The sequence below is a fragment of the Streptomyces sp. NPDC041968 genome, from assembly GCF_055589025.1.
Genome location: NZ_JBVJCB010000002.1, coordinates 360,071 through 377,244, shown reverse-complemented (window position 1 = coordinate 377,244; position 17,174 = coordinate 360,071). Strand labels below are relative to the sequence as shown.

Annotated in this window: 17 protein-coding genes and 6 pseudogenes; 10 read left to right on the top strand and 13 right to left on the bottom strand. The window is 69.6% G+C overall.

The features are described 5' to 3' along the window. Positions 1-48: 48 nt before the first annotated feature. From ACZ6EG_RS06755 to ACZ6EG_RS06715, 9 genes and pseudogenes are all read right to left on the bottom strand, one after another. Positions 49-342 carry a lasso peptide biosynthesis B2 protein gene (locus tag ACZ6EG_RS06755; RefSeq protein ID WP_469602249.1) on the bottom strand — a complete coding sequence of 98 codons (294 nt, stop codon included), beginning with the start codon at positions 340-342 and terminating at the stop codon, positions 49-51. 113 nt (positions 343-455) lie between these two features. After that, positions 456-641 (bottom strand): lasso peptide biosynthesis PqqD family chaperone, encoded by a 186-nt coding sequence (locus ACZ6EG_RS06750; protein WP_469602246.1) that lies wholly within the window; start codon positions 639-641, stop codon positions 456-458. Continuing rightward, positions 619-1,044 carry an asparagine synthase-related protein gene (locus tag ACZ6EG_RS06745; protein WP_469602243.1) on the bottom strand — a complete coding sequence of 142 codons (426 nt, stop codon included), beginning with the start codon at positions 1,042-1,044 and terminating at the stop codon, positions 619-621. The genes ACZ6EG_RS06750 and ACZ6EG_RS06745 overlap by 23 nt, the downstream gene beginning before the upstream one ends. A gap of 48 nt (positions 1,045-1,092) precedes the next feature. Then, complete coding sequence (locus tag ACZ6EG_RS06740) at positions 1,093-1,401, bottom strand: hypothetical protein (protein ID WP_469602240.1); 309 nt, start codon at positions 1,399-1,401, stop codon at positions 1,093-1,095. 295 nt (positions 1,402-1,696) lie between these two features. Then, a complete protein-coding gene (locus ACZ6EG_RS06735; protein ID WP_469602237.1) occupies positions 1,697-1,840 on the bottom strand; it encodes an asparagine synthase-related protein in 144 nt (47 codons plus the stop codon). Between the two features lie 72 nt (positions 1,841-1,912). Further along, a pseudogene (locus tag ACZ6EG_RS06730) lies at positions 1,913-2,451 on the bottom strand (HNH endonuclease family protein). A 328-nt stretch (positions 2,452-2,779) separates the two neighbouring features. Next, a complete protein-coding gene (locus ACZ6EG_RS06725) occupies positions 2,780-4,276 on the bottom strand; it encodes an alpha/beta hydrolase (protein ID WP_469602234.1) in 1,497 nt (498 codons plus the stop codon). A gap of 329 nt (positions 4,277-4,605) precedes the next feature. After that, a pseudogene (locus tag ACZ6EG_RS06720) lies at positions 4,606-4,787 on the bottom strand (helix-turn-helix domain-containing protein); the annotation flags it as partial. 15 nt (positions 4,788-4,802) lie between these two features. After that, positions 4,803-5,364 (bottom strand): annotated as a pseudogene (locus tag ACZ6EG_RS06715) (IS5 family transposase); the annotation flags it as partial. Positions 5,365-5,408: 44 nt separating this feature from the next. On the opposite strand from ACZ6EG_RS06715, the gene ACZ6EG_RS06710 reads away from it, so the two are divergent. Then, positions 5,409-5,591: an ATP-binding protein gene (locus tag ACZ6EG_RS06710; RefSeq protein ID WP_469602231.1), complete on the top strand. Its 183-nt coding sequence runs from the start codon at positions 5,409-5,411 to the stop codon at positions 5,589-5,591. Between the two features lie 24 nt (positions 5,592-5,615). Continuing rightward, positions 5,616-5,729 (top strand): annotated as a pseudogene (locus ACZ6EG_RS06705) (IS5/IS1182 family transposase); the annotation flags it as partial. Positions 5,730-5,910: 181 nt separating this feature from the next. Here ACZ6EG_RS06705 and ACZ6EG_RS06700 read toward each other — a convergent pair. Continuing rightward, complete coding sequence (locus tag ACZ6EG_RS06700; RefSeq protein WP_469602228.1) at positions 5,911-6,876, bottom strand: helix-turn-helix transcriptional regulator; 966 nt, start codon at positions 6,874-6,876, stop codon at positions 5,911-5,913. A 76-nt stretch (positions 6,877-6,952) separates the two neighbouring features. Between ACZ6EG_RS06700 and ACZ6EG_RS06695 the strand changes: the two genes are divergently transcribed. Both ACZ6EG_RS06695 and ACZ6EG_RS06690 read left to right on the top strand, forming a co-directional pair. Then, positions 6,953-9,058: an FAD-binding oxidoreductase gene (locus ACZ6EG_RS06695; RefSeq protein ID WP_469602226.1), complete on the top strand. Its 2,106-nt coding sequence runs from the start codon at positions 6,953-6,955 to the stop codon at positions 9,056-9,058. Positions 9,059-9,203: 145 nt separating this feature from the next. Beyond that, positions 9,204-9,326, top strand: a pseudogene (locus ACZ6EG_RS06690) (RHS repeat-associated core domain-containing protein); the annotation flags it as partial. A gap of 590 nt (positions 9,327-9,916) precedes the next feature. Here ACZ6EG_RS06690 and ACZ6EG_RS06685 read toward each other — a convergent pair. Both ACZ6EG_RS06685 and ACZ6EG_RS06680 read right to left on the bottom strand, forming a co-directional pair. Further along, positions 9,917-10,393: a hypothetical protein gene (locus ACZ6EG_RS06685; RefSeq protein ID WP_469602223.1), complete on the bottom strand. Its 477-nt coding sequence runs from the start codon at positions 10,391-10,393 to the stop codon at positions 9,917-9,919. Positions 10,394-11,347: 954 nt separating this feature from the next. Further along, positions 11,348-12,667, bottom strand: coding sequence for an MFS transporter (locus ACZ6EG_RS06680; protein ID WP_469602649.1), 1,320 nt, complete (start codon positions 12,665-12,667; stop codon positions 11,348-11,350). A gap of 165 nt (positions 12,668-12,832) precedes the next feature. Between ACZ6EG_RS06680 and ACZ6EG_RS06675 the strand changes: the two genes are divergently transcribed. The 3 genes from ACZ6EG_RS06675 to ACZ6EG_RS06665 all read left to right on the top strand — a co-directional run bounded on the left by ACZ6EG_RS06675 (position 12,833) and on the right by ACZ6EG_RS06665 (position 14,777). Beyond that, positions 12,833-13,447, top strand: coding sequence for a TetR/AcrR family transcriptional regulator (locus ACZ6EG_RS06675; RefSeq protein WP_469602220.1), 615 nt, complete (start codon positions 12,833-12,835; stop codon positions 13,445-13,447). Between the two features lie 175 nt (positions 13,448-13,622). After that, positions 13,623-14,024: a DUF6153 family protein gene (locus ACZ6EG_RS06670; RefSeq protein WP_469602217.1), complete on the top strand. Its 402-nt coding sequence runs from the start codon at positions 13,623-13,625 to the stop codon at positions 14,022-14,024. A gap of 123 nt (positions 14,025-14,147) precedes the next feature. Beyond that, positions 14,148-14,777 (top strand): DUF305 domain-containing protein, encoded by a 630-nt coding sequence (locus ACZ6EG_RS06665; RefSeq protein WP_469602214.1) that lies wholly within the window; start codon positions 14,148-14,150, stop codon positions 14,775-14,777. 462 nt (positions 14,778-15,239) lie between these two features. Here ACZ6EG_RS06665 and ACZ6EG_RS06660 read toward each other — a convergent pair whose 3' ends face one another. Then, entirely contained in the window at positions 15,240-15,701 is a 462-nt protein-coding gene (locus ACZ6EG_RS06660) for a helicase associated domain-containing protein (protein ID WP_469602211.1), read from the bottom strand. Positions 15,702-16,074: 373 nt separating this feature from the next. On the opposite strand from ACZ6EG_RS06660, the gene ACZ6EG_RS06655 reads away from it, so the two are divergent. From ACZ6EG_RS06655 to ACZ6EG_RS06645, 3 genes and pseudogenes are all read left to right on the top strand, one after another. Continuing rightward, positions 16,075-16,347 (top strand): helix-turn-helix domain-containing protein, encoded by a 273-nt coding sequence (locus ACZ6EG_RS06655; RefSeq protein ID WP_469602208.1) that lies wholly within the window; start codon positions 16,075-16,077, stop codon positions 16,345-16,347. Next, positions 16,265-16,444 (top strand): annotated as a pseudogene (locus ACZ6EG_RS06650) (hypothetical protein); the annotation flags it as partial. The gene ACZ6EG_RS06655 and the pseudogene ACZ6EG_RS06650, both read left to right, overlap by 83 nt. A gap of 214 nt (positions 16,445-16,658) precedes the next feature. After that, entirely contained in the window at positions 16,659-17,171 is a 513-nt protein-coding gene (locus ACZ6EG_RS06645) for a transposase (RefSeq protein ID WP_469602205.1), read from the top strand. Positions 17,172-17,174: the final 3 nt, after the last annotated feature.

The window sequence follows — 17,174 nt, the reverse complement described above, 5'->3', positions numbered from 1 at the left end:
CAGCGTAGAGGGGTGACTCGGTCCCGGGCCAGACGGCAATCGTCAGCACTACCCGCACTGGCGGACAGGGCTGCCACCGGCCCTCATGCGTTCTCCTTCGGCTCCGACCCACGCGTGGGCTGCAAAAGGTGGGATGCGTACGCCGCTGCGCCAGGTGGGCCAGACTCCGCGTATACGGCAGAGCAGGGTGGTGGCCAGGGAACGTTGTAGACAGTACGTGCCCGCACACAGTGCGGCGAGAGCTTGTTGGCGACTGGCGGGGGCGGCGCGGCGACGCAGGAGGCGGAGTACTGCGACGACGCGGCGGGGTGGGAGGCGGGCGAGGAGCCGTGCGAGGGCCACGGCGAGGTGCGCGGGAATACGCCGGCCGGGGCGGGCGTGCTCCTGGGGTGTCGAGCACCTGGCTCACCTCGTCGCTCCCTGCTGGAGCAGGTGGGCCCGGGTGAGCTGGTCGATCAGGGTGGCGATGTCTGGGAGAGTTGTCGGGCGATGTTCTGTGGGGTCGCACCGTCCAGCAGGGCGCGGAGGACGGTGGCGCCGGTCGTGTTCAGCTGCCAGTAGCGGCCCCGGCGTCCATCGAGGAGGACCAGCCCGTCCTCGGTGTCGCAGTAGGTCACGTCAGCGCGCAGGTGATGGCTCACGTGGGTGCTTTTTGAGGTAGTGGGGAACGGGGCGCTGTGCGACTTCACGCAGCCACGTCTCGACCGCCAGCGTGGATTCCACGAGGGGGCCGTCGGGTGCGGACAGGATCCCGGGACTGAGCCAGGCACTGCGCAGCGCGTGGGGGTCCGCCAGGCCGGCGGAGACGAGACGGGAGTCCTCGTACCAGGAGGCGAGTTGCCGCTGCTGGGAGGTCAAGCCCGAGTACCACTCGGCGGTGGCACCGCTCTTGGTGGTGTGGTCCAGCAGTGGTTGGGGGACGAGGCCACGCATGGCAGTGGCCAGCAGCGGTTTGTACGTCCATGGTGTGGCTGCCTCATGGGCACGCAGGCGCAGGGATGCTTCCAGCACCGCGTCGTCGCAGAACGGCATCTCCAGGCCCATGCCGTACTGGTCGTAGACGAGAGCGACCCTGCCGGCCTGCCGGGCTTGCTAGATCCACCCGTGCTGGCCGCGCGTGACGGGCAGGGGCGGGGTGTGGGCGGCTCCACGCAACAGGTCCGCGAGCAGCTCCCGGGTCTGCGGCGCGGCCCACGGCGGCATCCTTACCGGCAGGCCCCAGTTCAGTAGGGAGGCGGGCAGGGTGCCGGTGTCCCGGAACAGCGGCCCGGCCTGGGCGGCGAGCCAGGCCCCGTAGGGGCGGCGGTCGGCCAGTGCCCGCGCCGTCTGGGTACGGGACCAGCGGTGCTTCGCCGCGTACCCGGTCGCGTGTCTCCCCGCCAGGCGCGGTTGATGGCGCACCAGGTCGTGCAGGTGGTGCAGGGGTGGCTGGACAACGTGGTCCCCCCCCCTTGGCCGACCAGCCTTCGCCGTGCACCATGGGCGCGATGGCCCCGGGCGAGGTGTTCCTGCTGGGCCGCATCCCGTTTCTTGAGCGAGGGTTCGTCCTCCGGCTCCCCGCCATCATCGAAGCCGGTCAAGTGCGGGGGCAGTTGGTCTGAGGAGAAGGTCAGGTGGATGGTGGACGCAGGCAGTGCGGCTGCCGCCCTGCGTGCGTAGGCGAAGTCCCCGCATTCCGGGCCGCTCCGGTCCAGCGTCAGGGCGAGATCAGCTCGGCTCCGGCTTCGGCGGCCAGGAAACACAGCGACGTGGAGTCCATGCCACCGGAGAGGTCCGCGGCCCACACCTGGCCAGGTCCCACGCGTGCGCAGACTGCGTTGCGCAGCGCAGCACGCAGCACGGCCGCGCCCTCGGGCCGGTCCCGTTCCCACCCCACCAACCGCGGCGGGGGCGGGACGCTACGCGGCGGGCTCTAGGTCACGCTCTGGTCCGGGCAGCTGCTCGCCGCCTCCCGCAGCGCCGCCACCTCCGTCTCGTCCACCGTCAGGCTCCAGCGCAGCTTCGTGCCCACCCATTCGGCGATGTACCGGCAGTGCACGTCGGCTGCCGGCGGCGTCCACTGCGCCGGGTCCTGGTCGGCCTTGGACCGGTTCGAGCGGGCCGTGACCGCCACCAACGACGCCTGTGCGCCCTGGTCGTTGGCGTAGACCTCGCGCCGCTCGGCCGTCCACGCGAAGGCGCCGCTGTCCCAGCTCTCGGCCAGGGGCACCATGTGGTCGATGTCCAGGCCGGAGGCCGAGGAGACCCACACCTGGTCGTAGTAGGACCACCAGAGCCCGCCCGACAGCCGGCACCGGGGCCCGACCACGGGTGGCTCGACCGCCTCGTCGATCAGGACCTCGTTGCGGGTGGAGCAGCCGTCGGCCGGGTCGGCGCCGCTGTTCCAGTGGCGGAAGGATCACGGTCGTAGCCGTCGCGGGACTCAGCGCCGACCTGGAGGCAGCTGGCGATGGCGGCGTCGGCACAACAGCACCCATGCCAAGATCCGCTGCGTCGGTGAGCAGGCATGGCCGCCCTCAAGGACTGACGGCTTCTGCGGAAACTCCGGTGCAGCACCAACCACATCACCGCGATCGTGAAGGCTGTCCTTGTCCTTCAACGCACGTCACCGTGAGGTTGGAAAGACTCACCGAATCAACCGGCAGCGTCCGATCCGGTCCAGGGCCCTCTTGCTGTGAGTCCGGCGTGTCAGGTCTGGTTGGGAAGCCGCTCGGAACGGGTCCGTGAGCATCCTGGAGCGAGACCGCGGCGCGTGTCCAGGCCGAGGGCTATCGCATGCTCAGGTGACGATGCCGGCCATCCCGCCCCCGCCGGTGGTGACTCCGCCGCTCGGCTTGGGTGCGGAGAAGGGGGGCGTGTCCTGCCGGCATGTTGTTCCGACTGGCGGGAGGGTGCCGTCGATCAAGTAGCGGCTCTCGTGGCCCTGGATGCACCTGCTGGGGTTGAGCAGTGCGGTGTGCCCGTGCCCGTCGAGGGTGAGGAGGCGGGCGTTGGCCAGTTCCTTGGCCATGGCCTGCGAAGCCGAGTAGGGGGTGGAGGGGTCGTAGCGGGTGCCGACCACCAGGACGGGGTGTGCCGTCGGTTTGTTCCACGGGCCGCGGTACCCGTTGGCGGCAGCCGCCGGCCAGGAGGCGCACCCCTCGGTGGCCCAGGTCCAGAAGCGTCCGGCGTCGCCCGCACGTGTGGCGCTGGCGTCCTCCAGGGCGTGGTAGACACCGGGGTCACGCGGATTGGGGCTGTCGCCACAGAGCACTGCGGCACCCTGTTCCTCGCCCACGTACGGATTCGGGACCGCCGGTGCGGGCGGGAAGGCGGGCGGCTCCGGAATGCGGCCCTGCCACAGGTCCTGCAGCCTGCCGGCGAGCTCGGTCCACCCGGGGTGGACGACGTAGAGGCTGTTCACCACGTCGGCGACCGTGCCGGCATAGGACCATGCGCCCACGGGATGCTTACGGAGCCGCTGCATCAGCTGGTCGAACTTCTCCCTGGTCGCCTCCGGGCCGTCGGCGGAAAAGGCGCAGTGCCCGGTGGTGGTGGACCCACACAGCGTGAGGAACTGGTCCACGGTAGCTGCCGCGGAGCGGTCCGAGCCCATACGTAGGAAACTCGTGAGTCGGGGCTCGTCGTCGGAGGCGTGGTTCGTCCATGCCTGCGGGTCCCAGTTGCTGTCGAGGACCATGGCGCGGACCTTGTCGGGGAACATGTTGGCGTACGTGGCGCCCAGGATCGTGCCGTAGGAGATCCCCTGATAGGTGAGCTGCTGGTCGCCCACCGCCCGGCGGAGCTGGTCGAGGTCGCGGGCGGTGTCGGCGGTCGACACATGGCGCAGGAGTTCGGGGGCACGCTCCTCACAGCGCCGGGACAGATCCTTGTACGCGGCGATGAAGGCCGCTCGCTCCTTCTCGCCGACTGGGAAGCCCGCCGCGTGGTTGGCACTCCAGTCGGCGGCTTCCTCGGGATTCGCGAAGCAGTTCACCGCAGTGCTGCTGCCGACCCCGCGGGGGTCCCAGCTGACGATGTCGAACCGCTCCCGCACCTCGCGCGGGAAGGTTTCGTAGTTCTGCGGCATCTGCACCGTTCCCGGGCCGCCGGGGCCGCCGGGGTTGAAGAACAGGGTGCCGATGCGCCGACCGGGGTCGGTTGCCTTCCGTTTGACGACGGCCAGCTCGATGGTGCGACCACCGGGATCGTTGTAGTCCAGCGGCACCTTCGCGGTCGCGCAGTCGAACTCACTGCCTGGGACGCAGCGACTCCAGTCCAGGTGTGGGGCGGGCACAGAAGGCGTAGGTGCACCGCCGGCCGAGGCGATGTTGGGCCCGGTCAATATCGTCGGGCAGGTCACCAACGCTGCGATGACCGCGGTATGACGTCGGCGGCCCGCTATGAGTCCGCGTATGGGGGGCATGGGCATACTCCGTCCCTCTTGCTCCGTAGCTGAGCGCCTGAGGCCACCACTGCCCGGCTCTTCGGCACGCATCCGTGTCAACAAAACCGCGTGGCGGCGAGGCGTGCGAGGCAACCGCAGCCGAATGGTCGAGCCACTTCGGCCCGGAAACGCTCACGGTGTGACCGTCACCACCGACCGATCTGTGCCCAGGTAGCCCTGTCCATGCCGTGGCGCTTGTGCTTGCCGGAGTGGTACGGGGCGTCGGCGGCAACTCGGTCGAGGGACGGCAGCGTCCCGTCGAGGACCACGGACGCCAAGCGGATCGCGGCCAGAACTCGACCGCCTCTCGGACGTACCGGTACACGGTCGCGATTCCGATGCCGAACCCGGCGGCCAGGCGGTGGTCGGCGGCGACCTGGTCCAGGAGGCGTGTGCTGGCGATGGGGTCCTGCACGCTCGCCGCGGTGACCAGCACCGCGAGGAGGAGCCCGAGCGTGTCGGTGACGATGCTCCGCTTCCTGCCGACGATCTTCTTTCCGGCGTCGATGCCCTGGCCAGTGGCCGGGACGCTGGGGGAGGTTTTGACGCTCAGGGCGTCGATCACGCAGGCCAAGCCAGCCAGTGATCGCCTCCGATCCTCCACCTATCCCCGCGGCTCGGTGTCAAGCCCTTCCTTCTCGCGTAACAGTTGCCTGAGCAGTCCGTTGAGCTGGGTGAACACGCCCTCATCGGCCCATGGCGAAGTAGCCGTAGACCGTGTTCCAGTGCGGAAAGTCGTGCGGGAGGTAGCGCCACTGAACCCCGGTCCGGTCCACGTACAAGATCGCGTCCATGATGTCGCGCAGGTCACGCTACGGCGGCCGGCCGAAGTCCAGGGCCCTGCCCCGGCGCTCGAAGCGCCAGGCAGACAGCACCGGCTCGATCAACTCCCAGCGCGCATCGGACAGATCACTCGAGTACGGGCGTCGCGTCGGCATGCTTCGGGCGTACCACCGCGGACTGAGTGCGCCCAGACGCTCGCTTGCGCATCACCGTTCGCGACACCTCGTGGGCAGCACCGCGGCTGCGCATGCCCGACCCCCACCGCATCGGCGGACACGGCCTCCGCCTCATCACCTGCCCGTGCAACCACTTCCCCACCAGCCGCCGCGACGACGGCAAACAGGTCACCGCTGTGATGCTCTTGCCCTACCCCGTCCTGTGATATGACGGCCACCACGACCAGCACTTCTCCCGCATGAAGAACTACAAGATCCTCCGCGACTGCCGACAACGCGGAGACGGTCTCCACCACGCTGTCCAAGCCGTCGCGCGCCTGCACAACCTTGCCCTCGCCGCGTGAACTCAGCAGGTCAGCCGCCCGCTTCAGCCTGCGTGATCATGGCCTTCTGCAACATCCTGCAGCACGTGTGAGGACGGCATGGTGTCGCGGCACAGGGAGCCCTTGCACTCCGGGGCTAGCCGCAGCGCCCGGCCGATGACGGCGGGGATGCGGACCGCGGGGGCGTGTGCGAAGTCGTCACTCAGGAACGGCCGTAGAGCCCGGTCAACTCGGTGATGACACGGGCCATCTCTGTACGGGCCTCGGCGGGTTCGACGATCTGGATGTCGGTGCCGAACTGCAGCAGGTGGCGGACTGCTTCGACCACGGGGTAGACGACCTCCACCCGCAGCCACTCGTCCGTGCCCGCTTCGGCGACGGGTGCTCCAGTGAAGTAGCTGCCGGCGATTCGGGTCACCATGTCCAGCCGCTCTCGGCGCAGCCGCACGGTGACCCGGACGCCGGTCGTGCGGTCCTCCACCTCGCGGCGAAGGCTGTGCCAGACCTGGGCCAGCTCCACACCGGGGCGGCGGTGCGCCGCTGTTTCGATGACGCGGACCCGTGCCAGCCGGTCGGTGCGGTAGAGCTGGGGCCTGCTCCGATGGTCGGCGACCAAGTACCAGGTACCGGCTTTCGCCACCAAGCCGTACGGGTCGACGGTGTAGCCGCGCAGCGCGCTCCGGCCGCTGTGGCGGTAGCGGATGTGCAGTCGGCGGTCACTGAGGATCGCGGCGTACAGCGCCTCCAGGTCCATGTCGGAGCGGGGCGCGGCATGCCAGCGTTCCGGGTCGACCAGGATGCGGCGGCTGGTCAGCTCGGCCGCCGGGCGGTGTGGTGCGGGCAGCGCGGCCATCACCTTGCGCAGCGCGGAGCCGAGGGCGTGGTCCAGGCCGAGCGCCGCGTGTGCGCTTTGGGACGCCAGCACGAACAGTGCGCGCGCCTCGTCGGTCGTCAGGCCGGTGACGTCGGTACGGAAGCCGGGCAGCAGCGCGATGCCCCCGTCCTTGCCGCGCTCGGCGTACACCGGAACACCGGCCGACGACAGCGCTCCGACATCGCGGTAGATGGTGCGCTGCGACACCTCCAGGCGTTCGGCCAGCTCCTTCGCCGGGACCAGGCGACGGTGCTGGAGCAGCAGCAGGATCGAGAGCAGGCGGTCGAACTTCACGCCACAGAATATGACGGCTGATGTCATATATGCGTCTCAGGATTGCTCCCGCTGATACCGACGAAGGAGCATGACTGTGGAGCGCACCGACTTCGATTTCCTGGCCGCCCGTTGTGAGGGGCCTGTGCTGTGGCCCGGTCAGGAGGGTTACGACGAGGAACGCACGGGATTCAACCTGGCCGCGCGGCACCGCCCGGAGGTGATCGTGGGGGCCGCACGGGCCGACGACGTGACGGCGGCCGTCGCCTTCGCCGTCGCGCATGGCCTGCCGGTCGCCGTGCAGAACACCGGGCACGGCTTCTCGGTGCCCGCCGAGAGCGGTCTGCTCATCACCACCCGGCGCATGACCACGGTCCGCGTCGACCCGGCCGCACGAAGCGCGTACGTCGAAGCCGGCGCACGCTTCGAGCAGCTCGTTCCCGAGGCGGCACGGCACGGACTGGCTCCGCTGAACGGCTCCGCCCCGCACGTGGGCGTCGTCTCCTACACCTTGGGCGGCGGTCTTCCTCTGCTCGGACGCAGCCACGGCTGGGCGGCGGACCGGGTGCTGGCCATGGACGTGGTGACCGCCGACGGCGAGCGGCGCCACGTGACCCCGCAGGCCGAGCCGGACCTGTACTGGGCGCTGCTGGGCGGACGGGACAATTTCGGCATCGTCACGGGCATGGAGTTCGGCCTGGTCCCGGTGGTCCGGCTCTACGGCGGCGGCCTCGTCTACGACGCCGAGCAGGTCCCCGGCCTCCTGGAGGCGTACGCGGGGTGGGCCACCACGGTGCCGGACGAGATGAACTCGTCGGTGGCGCTGATCCCTTTCCCGGACGTTCCGCAGGTTCCGCAGCCGATGCGAGGACGCCGCGTCTGGCACGTGCGGATCGCCTTCACCGGCTCCGCCGAGACCGGCACCCGCCTGGTCGAACCGCTCCGCCAGCTCGGCTCCCGGCTGTTGGAGAACCTGCGCGACATGCCCTACGAGCAGAACGCCGACATCCACGACGACCCTCCGGTCCCGATGCCGTGGGCCGCCGACAACGTCTTCCTGGCCGACCCCGACGGGGGAACGGTCCGTAGGCTCCTCAAGCACATCAGCGACGAGGCGGCGCCGCCCGCGATCGTGGAAGTGCGCCACCTGGGCGGCGCGCTCTCCCGTCGGCCCGCGCACCCGAACGCCGTCGGTCGGCGCGACGCGCCCTTCATGCTGGCGGTCCTGGTGCCCCTGACGAACGACCCGGCGGCCGATGCACACGCGTTTGCGTTCCTCCGGCATCTGTTCGAGGAGCTGCAGCCCTGGGCCGCCGGCCGGTTCCTCAACTTCATGGGCCACGGCGCCGCAGACAAACTCAACCGCGAGAAGCGCCGCACCCTCCAGAACGGCGCCCAGACCGTCCTGGCCTACACCCCGGGCGGCGACGTCGACTTCTACACCGACCCGACCGGGAAGACGGACTACACCTGGGACAAGGCCGGCCGCCTCGACCACCTCACCGCGCCGGACGGCAAGAAGACCGACTTCGACTACAACAACAACGACAAGCGCACCAAGACCGTCTACCCCGGAGGCACCACCCAGACCGTCACCATCGACAAGAACGGCCGCCCGGAGAAGATCAAGACCACCTCCGGCACCCAGACCTTCATCGACCTCACCTACAGCTACACCGCTGCGGGCAAGGACACCACCAAGATCCGCACCCGCACCGACAACCTCACCCAGTACAAGACCACCTACACCTACGACTCCCAGGACCGCCTCACCTACGCCCTGGAAGCCGACGCCGCAGCCGCGCGGAAGGCGTCGTGGCTGTACTGCTGGGACGACGCCGGAAACCTCACCAGCCGGGACGGCAGCAAGAGCACCTGCCCCGGCGGCACCACGTACACGCACAACGACGCCTCACAGCTGACCGGTAAGAACGGCTCCACCACGGGCTGGTCCTACGACAAGCTCGGCAACGAAACCGCCGCCGCCGACAGCACCCCCCGCACCGGCGAGACCTGGACCGACTACAGCCAACTCTCCGGCATCACCGCGGGCGGTAAGACCTATGACCTGGTCCACGCCGGCACCACCAACGCCGAACGCACCAAGCTCGGCGACACGTGGTTCCACCACACCGCCCTCGGCCTCGCCTCCACCACCAACGGCGTCGACACCGGATCATCCGCGAACCGGCGGGCACGCTGAACTCCATGACGACTGGGGGGAAGTCCTCCTACTACCTCACCGACGCCACCGGCAACGTCCTCGGCCTCGCCGACGACACCGGTAGCGCACCCACACCTACGCCTACGGCCCCACCGGCCTGCCCCGCACCACGCCGACCGAGGCCGTGTCCCAGCCGTACCGCTACGCCGGCGCCTACACCGACCCGACCGGCCTGTACAAGATGGGGCACCGCTACTACGACCCCACCTTCGGCCGCTTCACCCAACCCGACCCCTCCGGTCAGGAAGAGAATCCCTACCTCTACGCCAGCGGTGACCCCGTCAACCGCATCGATCCTTCGGGACTCATTGACTGGGGCGGCATTGCCTCCGTCGCTTTCGGTACGGCTGTTGGAATCACCGACACGGTCGTGTTGACACCTGTCGCAGGCCCCGCTGCCGAAGCCCTCCAGGCCGCCCGGAGCTCCAGACCCCGCCGGCAACTGTTTCCACCCTGGCTGTACCCACAACTTAAAGACGCAGGTCACTACGCACGTAGCCGCGTGGTCGGGAGCCCGACATCCCCCTCTGCACCCGTGCGCTGGCCCCGGACCGGAAGAAGAAGGAAGGGAAAACTCGTCCCGTCGCACCCACTGACCGTCGCCGTCCGCGGGCGCTGTGGCGAGAGGCCGGCCGCCGCGCCGTTCTCGGCCTCGCCGGCTCCACTGGGGCCGTCCTCGTCGCCACCCTCGAATGGTGGCTGCGCACTCACTGACCCACCAGGCCCACGGCCTATAGCGTGGTCGACTGAGAGGGGTGTCCTCCCGCAAGGAGGCGGACCCCCCTCGTTGTGGCTGCTAGTTGTCCGTGTCCGAGGAGGCCTGCTCGTCCTTCGCGGTCAGGTGGTACGGCGGTCGATCTCGGCCTGTACCGTCGCGATGGCCGCAAGGGCTGCTGTGATCTTGGCGCCTTGCTGGCGTGACAGGTCGAGCAGGGTATCCGTTGAGAGTTTCGTGGTGGTGAGCTTGCGAGTGAAGTCGTCCGAGAGCGTGGTCTTCTTGTAGGCGACGGCGGTGCCGAAGGGGAGGCTGGGGAAGCGGCGTTCGGCCTGCTTGATGCGGCTGAGGAGCTCGTAGAGCCTGGTCGCGTCCGTTTTGCGGGCGGCGATGCCGAATAGCTTCTCGAGTTCGACGACGGTTTCGTCGAGTAGGGCGTAGTCGGGCTGGTAGCGCTGGGCTTCCTTGGCGCGGTTCCTCTTGCGCATCTGCTCGATGGAGAAGTAGGTGGAAATGCCCAAGGCGACCAGGGCGATGAGGGCCGGCCATGTCCAGGTGCTGCTGAAGGTGCGCTGGGTGGCGTCGCTGCCCAGCATCATGAGGAAGCGCGGGTGAGAGGGGCTAGCCGTCAGCACTAGCGCTGAGCAGTACATGTCGGGTTCCTTGTGGGAATGAGGAGGTGCCCGCGGAAGCCGTCCTCGGGGCGCACGAGGGCGACGTGCCGGACGGCGGGTGGTGAGCGCTGGGAGCGGACTGCCGGCAGAGCTGATGCCTGGGCTGGGAGTCCAGGCGTGCTGCGCCGTGGCGGCGTGCCCGGTCAGGCGATGCTGACGGGCTGCTGGTGGACGCCGATGTGTCAGGGGCCGCTGTTGCTGGTGGCCTGCCGCGCGTACGAGGAACGGGCAGTCCTCTGCCGTAGTACGGGGGCGGGAGCTGGATCCGTCTCGTGTGCGGTCCATTCGGGCCCGTACCTGGTGGCGCGCTCCGCCAGTTCTGGGCGATCAGCAAGAGCGCGACCCATGTGCCACGCGCCTCAGCGATCGGCTGCCCGGAGAAAACCGCGTCCAGCACCTGCCTGGCAAGACCGTCGACAACCTCATACAGGGCATCGGAGACCTTGCTCACGTCATCCAGAGGCGAGCCCGCAGCATGAGACGGTGCACCGTCGAGCCGGATGGTGACTGAGGCAGCCGAGTACGTCCTTCCATGGAGGAAGTCACGAAGGCTGCCAACTTGATGACGAGACGGCAGAAGCGGCTGATCAGGACTCTGAGACACCCCGTCACCCTATTTGAAGCGGACCGTGGCTAACGTCCCTCACACAGCAGCGAAGCCCTGAGCTGCAACGACGTCACATAACCCGAGATAACCATGGCGATTGTCGCGTACATCGAGGTCTGAACAGTCAGGCCGTGTCGCTTCTTTGGTGGGCCGTCCACGGCGCGGCCCGCGCCTGCTCTGCGGGCGCGGGCCGACTCGGAGGAACTCGTACGAGCGTGCTGTTGCCGGTGAGGCCTGGGCGGGTGTGGTCCGAAAGGCCGTGCCCGGCGGCTTCACTTCTGGGGCGGGATCAGGCAGGGGGCGACGGCGGCGGAGAGTGCGGCTACGGCGAGGGCGACGAGGAAGGCGTGGTCGAAGCCGGATGTGGTGTGGGTGGTGAGGCTGGCGGCTGCGGCGCTGGAGACGGCTGCGGCGCCGGCTGAGGCGCCGAACTCGTGGAAGGTGCTGACGATGCCGGAGGTCACTCCGGCTTCGTGAGGGGCGACGCTGGAGAGCGCGGTGGCGGAGGCGACGACGAACAGTGCGCCGAGGCCGGCGGCTGCGATGCTCACGCCGCTCACCATGGCGGTGGTGCCGGACCAGAGCACGGGGATGAGGAAGCCGGCGGCCGCGACGGCCAGGGCCGTCGCGGCCAGGGTCCGGGCTCCGAGGCGGCCGATCACGCGGCCGGCGGCGGTGGCGGCGGCCATGGTCATCAGTGCCACCGGCAGGAACAGGGCTCCGGTGGCCAGAGCACCGTGGCCCTGGTGGTTTTGCAGGTAGAAGGAGCCGAGGAAGAACACGGCGACCATCAGGGCGGTGGCCACCGCGATGACGAAGGTTCCTGCTACCACCGGCCGCCGGCCCAGCAGACGCAGGTCTATCAGGGGGGCGGTGGCCCGGCGCTGCCAGGCGGCGAAGGCCAGGTAGGCGGCTGCCGCAGCGGCGAACATGATGAGGGAGACGGCGCTCGACCAACCGTGGTCTCCGGCACGGATCAGCGCGTAGATGAAGGCGGCGGTGGCCGCTGCGACCAGCGCGGCGCCCGGAAGGTCCAGGGAGCCGGAGGCCGCCCGGGGAAGAGCGGGCAGCATCCGGGCGAGCGCGACGAGGACGACCAGGCCGACGGGGACGTTGACGAAGAACACCCAGGCCCAGCCCGGCCCGGCCGTGATCAGCCCGCCCAGCAGCACGCCGAGGGCGGCGCCCCCGCCGCCGAGGGCTGACCAGATGCCCAGGGCCCGGTTGCGTTCTTCACCGTCGAAGAGCCGGACGACCACGGACAGGGCGGCGGGTGAGAGCAGGGCGGCGCCCGCTCCCTGGGCGATGCGGGCGCTCAGGAGCAGGGGCGCGCCGCCGGCCAGTCCGGCGGCCAGTGAAGCGGCGGTGAACAGGGCCAGTCCGGTCAGGACGGTTCTCCTGGCGCCGAAGAGATCCGCGGCCCGGCCGCCGAGCAGCATGAGGCTGCCGAAGGTGAGGGCGTAGCCGCTGACCACCCAGGTCAGTGCGGCGCGGTCCAGGTTCAGTTCGGCGCCCATGTGGGGCAGGGCGATGGCGACCACGGTGATGTCGAGGATCAGCATCAGCTGGGCCAGTCCCAGCAGGCCGAGGATGGGCCAGCGCTGCGGGTGGTGTGTGCTCGTTGCGTGCCGGTGGTCTCCGTGCCGCTCATGCCGCTCACCTCTCCGAACCTAAACCGTACAGTCCTGTTCAAGTTAGTCCCGTCGGGAAGTTAAAGCAAACAGTCATGTTCGACTTACTGCGGTATGGTGCGGGGCATGGGCAGCAGCAGTAGAAGCACCGTCAAGCGCGCCGACGCCCTGCGGAGCATCGATGCGATCGTCAGGGCCGCGGCCGAGTGCCTGGGGGAGAACCCGGAGGCGAGTCTCAGTGAGATCGCGCGTGCCGCGGGCGTGGGCCGGGTGACGCTGTACGCGCACTTCGCCTCCCGGGCGGAGGTGGTCGATGCGGCGATGAGCCGAGCAGTCGACCTGGGCAACCAGGCGCTGGACGCAGTCGATCTCGGCGGTGATCCGCTCCTTGCGCTGGCGCGCTATGTGGAAGCCAGCTGGCATCTGGTGGACCAGGCGCGTGCGCTGCTGGTCGCCGCCCAGAGGGAACTGCCCCCCGGGCGTATTCGTGATCTGCACAGCGGGCCCGCCGCGCGGGTGGAGACGCTGGTCGCCCGCGGCCGTGCTGCGGGCGTCTTCCGCACTGACCTGCCGATCGCGTGGCTGGTCAATGTCCTGCACGCGGTCATGCACAGTGCGGCGGACGAGATCCGTGCGGGGCGTCTCACCTCCGAGGTGGCTGCCGGCTTCATCACGGCCACGGTGCTGGCCGCCTTCACCCCGCCGGGAAGTCCGGTGCCGGATCTCGCCGCCGACGTCTGACACCTGCGGGAAGTGCGTGCCGGGCGGCGATGCGTGGGGGGCGTGTGAGCAGATGAGGAAGGCCGGACTGCTAGGCCGCCCGCCCGGGGCGTGCAGGGAGGCGGGCCGGGGGAGGCGGCGGGCCAACTGGCCGGTGGGCCGGGCACGGGGCCTGCTGCCCCGTACGATGAGTTCCGTGACCATGAGCACCCGTTCAGACAGCCGCCTCGCCGGGCGGCTGTTCGTGCTGCTGGTGCTGGCTGTGCTGGCTGGTGTGCTGGGCATGCACGGTCTTGCTCCGGGCACGGCTGCGGTGACGCAGGCGGGTGCCGGGCACGCGATGGCGATGGCCGCGGCGGACGGTGTGCCGCACGCGAACGGGGGATGCTCGCACACCGATGGCGGATCGGGTCATCTCGATCACGCCGACGCCACCTGCGCGGCCGCCGGCACGGGTTCGGCATACACGCCTCCGGCGCTGTCCAGCGCGGTGCTGGACATGCACGCGGCCCCTGCCGCGCTCACTGCGGCCCCCGGCTCCGTAGCCGACGGGCGCGCACCTCCCGACCTGTCCGAACTGCAGCTCCTGCGGATATAGAGCGGCCCGCTCGGCACCCCCTGCGCCCGGACGACCGGTGGCGCGGTGCCGAGCACGCGCACGCCCTCATTTCCGTGACGCCACGCGCCGTTGAACCTGCGCGTGTGAAGGAGTTGCACCACCATGATCCAAAAGCGTTCCCTCGTCCGCCGTACCGCCGCCGTTGCTGCCGCAGGCGCGGCAGCAATCGTCCTGGCCGCCTGCGGAAGCAACGGTGACGGCGACAGCACGGCCGGACACAACGGCCACAACGCCTCCGCCTCCGCCCCGGCGTCAGCGTCGCAGGGCCGGCACAACGCGGCCGACGTCGCCTTCGCCAAGGGGATGATTCCCCACCACCGCCAGGCGGTGGAGATGGCCGACCTGGCGCCCGACCGTGCGCAGTCGCCCGAGGTCAAGAAGCTCGCCGCCGACATCAAGAAGGCCCAGGACCCGGAGACCAAGACGCTGTCGGGCTGGCTGACCAGCTGGGGCGAGGAAGTGCCTGCCGAGGGCGCCATGGACCACTCCATGCACGGCTCGGGCGGGATGATGACCCAGCAGGACATGTCCGATCTCGAGAACGCCTCGGGCAAGGCGTTCGACACCGCCTTCCTGGACATGATGATCAAGCATCACGAAGGCGCGGTCGAGATGGCCAAGACCGAGCAGGCCGACGGCGCCTACGTCCCGGCCAAGAAGATGGCCGGGCAGATCATCACCTCGCAGAGCGCGGAGATCGAGCAGATGAACAAGCTGCTCGGCACCAGCTGACACCGCCTCCCGCGCGGGGCGGGCGTCAAACAGCGCCCGCCCCGCCCCCGGCATGCCCGCCGCCCTCTTCCCGCCTCTTCTCCGTCTGGACCTCACCTCATGATGACTCGCATACTGCCGCGCCATGCGCGGGCTCTTGCCGGCTCGCCGCCGGTGTTCCTACGCTCACTGCCTGCTCCACCACGGCGGCTTCCGCGCAGGCCTGCGCCACCGCATGGCCCGCTGTCAGGGCTCGTTCGCCGCCGACCGCAGGGTGGTTGGGGCAGTCGGCGAGCAGGGCGGTGCCGTCGGTACGACGGGCGAGGAGCTGCGGCACCCAGGAACGCGTCTGCCCGCGCCGGTCGTGCCACAGCAGTCACACCGGCCCCCGGCCAGCTTTACCACGTGCGGGTCGCGGTCCAGGGCCGTCAGCTGCAGGCGCATCGTGTGCGAGCCCGCGGCGTGCCGACCGGTGGTCGCCGACTACCACAGGCCCGGCCCCCGGCCCCCGGCTCCGTCCCGGCACCGCCGGGAAAGCGGAGAGCGGCGCCAGCATGCGTTGCCAGGTGGAGGCCAGCGCGGGGCCCACCAGGGGTCCAGGGTAGTCAGGTGCCGGCACAGGCGGGTGGGGTGGCCGGTGGTGCGCTGACGCTGGCGTGCGTTGCTGAGCCAGGTGCCCAGCGGGTAACCGTCGAAGGTGGTGGGCCGAGGCATGGTCAGGTGTCCGTGGCGGGCGGTGTAGGCGCGGGCGACGGCCTGGCCCGCGCTCTTCGGGCGCCGCCGCCGGGGCCAAGCCCGAAAGCGCGCAACTTCCTGCGCGGTGAGGCCGCCTTCGGCCAGCAGGGTCTGTTGCTGGTGGTGCAGCGTCTCGTAGTGGGTGATCTGGTGGCGCAGCCACCGCTCGCACCAGCGGGGGAGTGAGGCGAGGTTGTGGCGGTCGTGCATCGTGCCCGCTGGTGGAGAACGGCCCCGACTTGGTGTCCCGCACCTACTGCCCCATCTTCGCCACCGCCGGTCCTGGCAACATGGTCGCCTCGAAGCGCTAGTTGGTGACTTCACCGACGACAAGGTGGAGGGAGCCCTCGTTACCGCCACTCAGTGCGTCGTGTCTCCACGGCGGCATTTCCGACGTCTTCCTTACCAGGCCGGAGCAACAGGATTGACGCGCGATATGAGCCGACTGGCTTTCCAGCCAAGCGTGTCACGGGTCAAAGTAACCGCCCAGGCTAGTGGCTCGTCACGCAGCCTTGGCCGGGTATTTCGACCTGCTGCTTGTCGGCCAGCAGACTGTCTCCAAGACCTGATCTTGGAGGTGGTTGTGGGACGCCGACCGAGTGTGTTCGTCCGGCCGGTGAACATGGAAGAGGGCCGCCAGCTGCAGCGGATCAGCCGGACCGCGCAGGACCCGGTGAAACTCCGCCGGGCGATCGTGGTGCTGATGTCCGCCCAGGGCCAGACAGTCAAGGACATCACCACGCTGATGCAGGTCGGCGAGGACTACGTCCGCGATGTCATCCACGCCTTCAACGAGCGGGGGTTCGACGCGCTGGACCCAAAAATGGAGCGGGGGACGCCCCAGGACGGTCAGTGACGGGGCGCGCGAGCACATCTGCCTGATCGCCCGGACGTCCCCCGCCGACTGGAAGATCACCGCGTCCTCCACCTGGAGCCTGAGCAAGCCCGCCGAGCACTTGGTCAAGCAGAAGGTGACCGCCACCATCAGCCGGGAGACCCTCCGCCGGATCCTCGCCGACGGCAAGGTCTCCTGGAAGACCACCACCACATGGAAGGCGCCCACCGACCCGGAATTCAGCGCCAAGATGCATCGCATCCTGGCGCTGTACGACACCCCGCCGGCGGACGGACGGGTGGTATGCGTGGACGAGTTCGCCGCTGAACCTGATGCCCCGCAAAGGCAAGGAGTGGGGACCAGCGAGGCGTCCGCGCAGGTTGCGGGCCACCTACAACCGCACAGGCGGCGTGCGGCACATGCTCGCCGCCCTCGATCTGGCCACCGGCAAGCTGTACTACCGCATCCGCCCGCGTAAGCGCTGGCGGGAGTTCCTCGACCTCCTCAAGGCCCTGCGCACCCGCTGGCCTGGGGAGAAGCTGTATGTAGTGCTGGACAACTTCTCCCCGCACAAGCACGCCAAGGTCCGCGCCTGGGCGGCCGAGCACCAGGTCGAGCTGGTCTTCCTGCCGACCTGCGGCTCCTGGCTGAACTGGATCGAGGCCGAGTTCGCGGCCCTGCGCTATTTCGCACTCAACGGCACCGACCACCGCAGCCACGACGAGCAGAACGCGGCCATCGCCGCCTACGTCCGCTGGCACGATTCCCGCGCCGAACCGAAGACGACCTTCGCGCCCGACTCATCGATCCGGTCATGGACCGATTACCCGGCCAAGGCGGCGTGACCA